2 protein-coding genes and 1 pseudogene are annotated in these 3,895 nt (G+C 73.7%); all 3 read right to left on the bottom strand.

What is annotated here, in order from left to right; translation table 11 throughout:
* Positions 1-295, bottom strand: a pseudogene (locus ABT085_RS44865) (hypothetical protein); the annotation flags it as partial.
* Positions 292-1,185, bottom strand: a complete 894-nt coding sequence (locus tag ABT085_RS44860; protein WP_351622572.1) for an FAD binding domain-containing protein — start codon at positions 1,183-1,185, stop codon at positions 292-294. The pseudogene ABT085_RS44865 and the gene ABT085_RS44860, both read right to left, overlap by 4 nt.
* A 328-nt stretch (positions 1,186-1,513) precedes the next feature.
* Complete coding sequence (locus ABT085_RS44855; protein ID WP_351622569.1) at positions 1,514-3,136, bottom strand: beta-N-acetylhexosaminidase; 1,623 nt, start codon at positions 3,134-3,136, stop codon at positions 1,514-1,516.
* Positions 3,137-3,895: the final 759 nt, after the last annotated feature.

The following is a 3,895-nucleotide window of genomic DNA, read 5'->3' as shown; positions in this document are numbered from 1 at the left end:
GCTGGGGCATGGCGTCGGGCTCGGGCCAGCGTCCGGCGTCCGCGGGCGCCGCCCAGCCGCCGCTGGCGGCCGGGTCGGTCGGCGCGTCCGGGGACGTGGCCGAGATCTGCGGCGGGACGTAACCGTGGCCGGGCGCGGCCAGCGGGCTGTCGCCACGCCCGGCCAGCAGGGCCTCGATGCCGCCCTCGGGCAGCTTCACGAAGGCGGTGGCCCCGTCGTCGTAGTCGCCCTGGGGCAGCGGGTCCCAGCGGCCACCGCCCCGGGGGGTGTCCTGTCCGTGCTGGTCGTCGCTCATGACAGCGCCCTCCCCAGTGCTCGTCGGGCCAGCGCGGCGACGGTGCGCCGCAGGTGCAGTACGGCGGGCGGAAGCTGCGGCACGGAACCGTCCGCCTCCGGCGCCGGGTCCGGGATGCAGGCCGCGGCAACGTACTCGCCGAAGGCGTGCAGCGCCTCCGGGACGATCGTGCGGTTGTTGTCCCAGTCGATGAGCCGGGCGACCCACTGCTCGGCCTCCAGGGGCCGCAGCGGCATCGGCGCTATGGCTCCGACGGCACACCTGACACCGCGCCGGGCCGGGTCCAGGACCAGTGCGACGGACGCGGTGGCGCGGCCCGGGCCGGTGCGGCCGGTGGCCTTCAGGAAGACCTGCGGGGCGTGCAGCAGCGGCACGCGCACGTAGCCGATGAGTTCGCCGGCGCGCAGCATCTCCATGCCCGCCAGCAGGTGCGACACGGGCATCTCGCGGCGCGCCCCGCCGGGGCCGGCGATGATCAGCGTCGCCTCCAGGGCGGCGAGCACCGGCAGCGCGTCGCCGGTGGGCGAGGCCGAGGCGATGTTGCCGCCGAGGGTGCCCGCGTTGCGGATGTGCGGCGGGCCCGCGGCGCGCGCCGCGGCGGCGAGCGCCGGGATCAGGGCGGCGAAGTCGGGGCGGCCCATCCGGGCGTGGGTCAGACCCGCGCCGAGCAGGGCGTGCCCGTCCTGGTACTGCCAGCCGCGGATCTCGCTGATGCGGCCGAGGCCGACCAGGGCGGCCGGCCTGAGCTGGCCGGAGTTCACGGCGGCCATGAGGTCGGTGCCGCCTGCGACGGGCACGGCCGTGGGCATGGCGGAGAGCGCCGCCACGGCCTCGTCCAACGTCGTGGGCAGCGTCACGGCCTGCGCCGCCTGCGGTGCGTGCGTGGTCAAACCGGCTGCCCCTTCCCGCTGCCCCACTTGGGTCCCACCTGGTCCCACCTGTGCTGCCGTACGGTACGTGCTGACAGGGCGGACGTGGCAACTCTGGCACATCTTCGCAGGGCCCGAACGCAGGGGTCCGCTAGGAGGCATTCGCCCACCTCACCGGGGGGATGGCCTGGTTTCGTACGGGATCTCCGGTGCATGCCGATTGACACTCTTCGGTGACTCTTGCGCGGCTTTTCCGTGACCTGTTCGGCGCGCCCCGCGCCCGCCCCCGCCTGCCGGCCGGCGCCACCGGCTCGGGGCGGCCCGCGCCCGAGCCGGCCCGCCGTCGGCGCTAACGGCTCGGGGGCGGCCCGTCGAGCGGACGTCCGGCGACGCCGGGGCGCCGCTGCCAGGGGTGCGGACCGGCGGGCGGCCGGTAGGCGATGCCGAGGGCGTCCAGCCGCCGGTAGTGGACGGCCATGCGCCGCTCGAAGCCGGCGAAGTCCCGGTCCGCCGGGGCGGGCAGCCGGCCCCAGGCGACCTCGGCGAACGCCGCGAGCCGCGGGAACGCCTGGTAATCCACCCGGGCGTGGTCCTCCATCGCCTCGGTCCACACGTTGGCCTGGGTGCCCAGCACGTGCCGCGCCTGCTCCGGCGTCAGCTCCTGCGGAACGGGTTCGAAGCGGTAGACGTCCTCGAGGGTGCGGACATATCCGATCGGGACGGGCTCGTCCGGTCCGGCGTGCTGCCGGTAGTCCAGGTAGACCTGCTGCTCGGGGCACATGACGACGTCGTGGCCCGCCCGTGCGGCGGCGACGCCGCCCGCGTAGCCCCGCCACGAGGACACGGCCGCGCCCGGCGCCAGGCCGCCCTCCAGGATCTCGTCCCAGCCGATGAGCCGGCGTCCGCGCGCGGCGAGCCAGTCGGCGAAGTGCCCGACGAACCAGGCCTGGAGCCCGTCCTCGTCGGCGAGTCCGAGTTCGCCGATGCGGGCCTGCGCGGTGGGCGACTGCCGCCACTGGTCCTTGAGACATTCGTCACCGCCGACGTGTACGAACTCCGACGGGAACAGTTCGAGCAGTTCCTCGAACACCCCCTCGTAGAAGCGCAGTGTGTTGTCGGTGGGGGCGAGTACGTTCGGAGAGATCCCCCAGTTGTCCCAGACCGTGAGGGCGGACGTGTCGACGACATCGGTGTTGCCGAGTTCCGGATACGCGGCGATGGCGGCCTGCGAGTGTCCCGGTACGTCGATTTCGGGGACGACGGTGATATGCCGCTCGGCGGCGTAGGCGACGATCTCCCGGATGTCGTCCTGCGTGTAGTGGCCACCGTGCGGCTTCTCCTCCCACAGCGGGGAGGCCCGGTGACCGAATTTCGTGCGTGCGCGCCAGGAACCGGTCTCCGTCAGCTTCGGATACTTCTTGATCTCTACACGCCAGCCCTGATCGTCCGTCAGGTGGAAGTGGAAGACGTTGAGTTTGTGGGCGGCCATCAGATCGAGATAACGCAGCACGCCTTCCTTGGGCATGAAGTGCCGGGCCACGTCGAGCATGAGTCCGCGCCAGCGGAAGCGGGGGCCGTCCTCGACGGTGACCGCCGCGAGCTCCCACTCCCGCTCCGGCCGCATCGGGGCCCGGCGGAACGCGTCGGGCCCCAGAAGCTGGCGGAGGGTCTGCGCACCCCACAGGACGCCGGCCGCGCTACCGCCCTGGATACGGCACTGCGGGCCGTCGACGACCAGGCGATAGTCCTCCGGGGGCAGTGCCGGATCGATGCTCAGCACGATCCGGTCCCCGGCGTGGTCCGCGCCCCCGCCCTCCGCGAGGGGCAGGCCGGTCGCCGCCCCGACCGTAGCCCGCAGCCAGCGCGCGACACCCTCGGTGCCGGGTCCCGCGACCAGGCGCGTCGCCCTGCCGAGCCGCCGGCGGCCCGAGGGGTTCCGGGAAATGTGCCGGGGCGCCGGAATAAGTCCCATCACGTCTGTCACATCAGTCCTTTACCGCTCCGCCCGGTCCGGGGACCGGTCGTCGCTGCACGAGTACGAGGAAGATCCAGGAGAGATCCGAGGAAGATCGGCACCGGAATCGCCGGCATTGCCGAAGCCGCCCGGGCATCCGGCCCGGCGGGCGGGAAGAGGGCCCGCCGGGCGAATCCGACAGGGTTCGCCGCATGGATGAACGCGGTCCCCGCCGGGCTCTCCGCACGGCTTTCCGCGACCGTTCCGGGGCTGTTCCGGGGCTGTTCCCGGGCCGTTCCGGGGCTGTTCCCGGGCCGTTCCGGGGCTGTTCCCGGCGCTCGCGCGGACCCGAGTGCCGATGCCCGGCGACCCGGCCCGGCAGCGCGGACGGACCGGGAACCGGAAGCGGGCGCCGACGCGCGAGCGGAGACGGAATCAGGTCGCCGGGTCCCGGAATGCGATCACGGCGATCGGGGCGGGAAAAAGCGACCGGCCCCGGCCCCCGCGGAAGCCGCGGCCGAATTCCCGCGGCCCGGCCGCGGTGTGCCGGGCCGCACGGACCGGCACTGCGGGCGGGCGGTTTCACGATGGACCCTTCGGCGGGCGTTGCAACATACGCAACGAAGGTTTCGCAATGCACAACACCGCTGAGGCTAGGGACATCACGGACACCCCCACAAGAGGTCTGAACCAATCCGTGACCGTGACCGTGCTCGCGTCCGTGCCCGCCGCGCCCGCCGCACGGCGAAGGCCCCCGGGGCGCACGGTCGGTGCGCC

The sequence above is a fragment of the Streptomyces sp. NPDC002265 genome, assembly GCF_040296125.1.
Lineage (GTDB): Bacteria > Actinomycetota > Actinomycetes > Streptomycetales > Streptomycetaceae > Streptomyces.
The sequence above is the reverse complement of the archived record's forward strand: the minus strand, read 5'-3'. Positions and strand labels throughout refer to the sequence as shown.

What these genes read in the sequence shown, in the direction of transcription:
- ABT085_RS44855 (WP_351622569.1), bottom strand. Translation starts at nt 3,136, where the DNA reads ATGGGACTTATTCCGGCGCCCCGGCACATTTCCCGGAACCCCTCGGGC.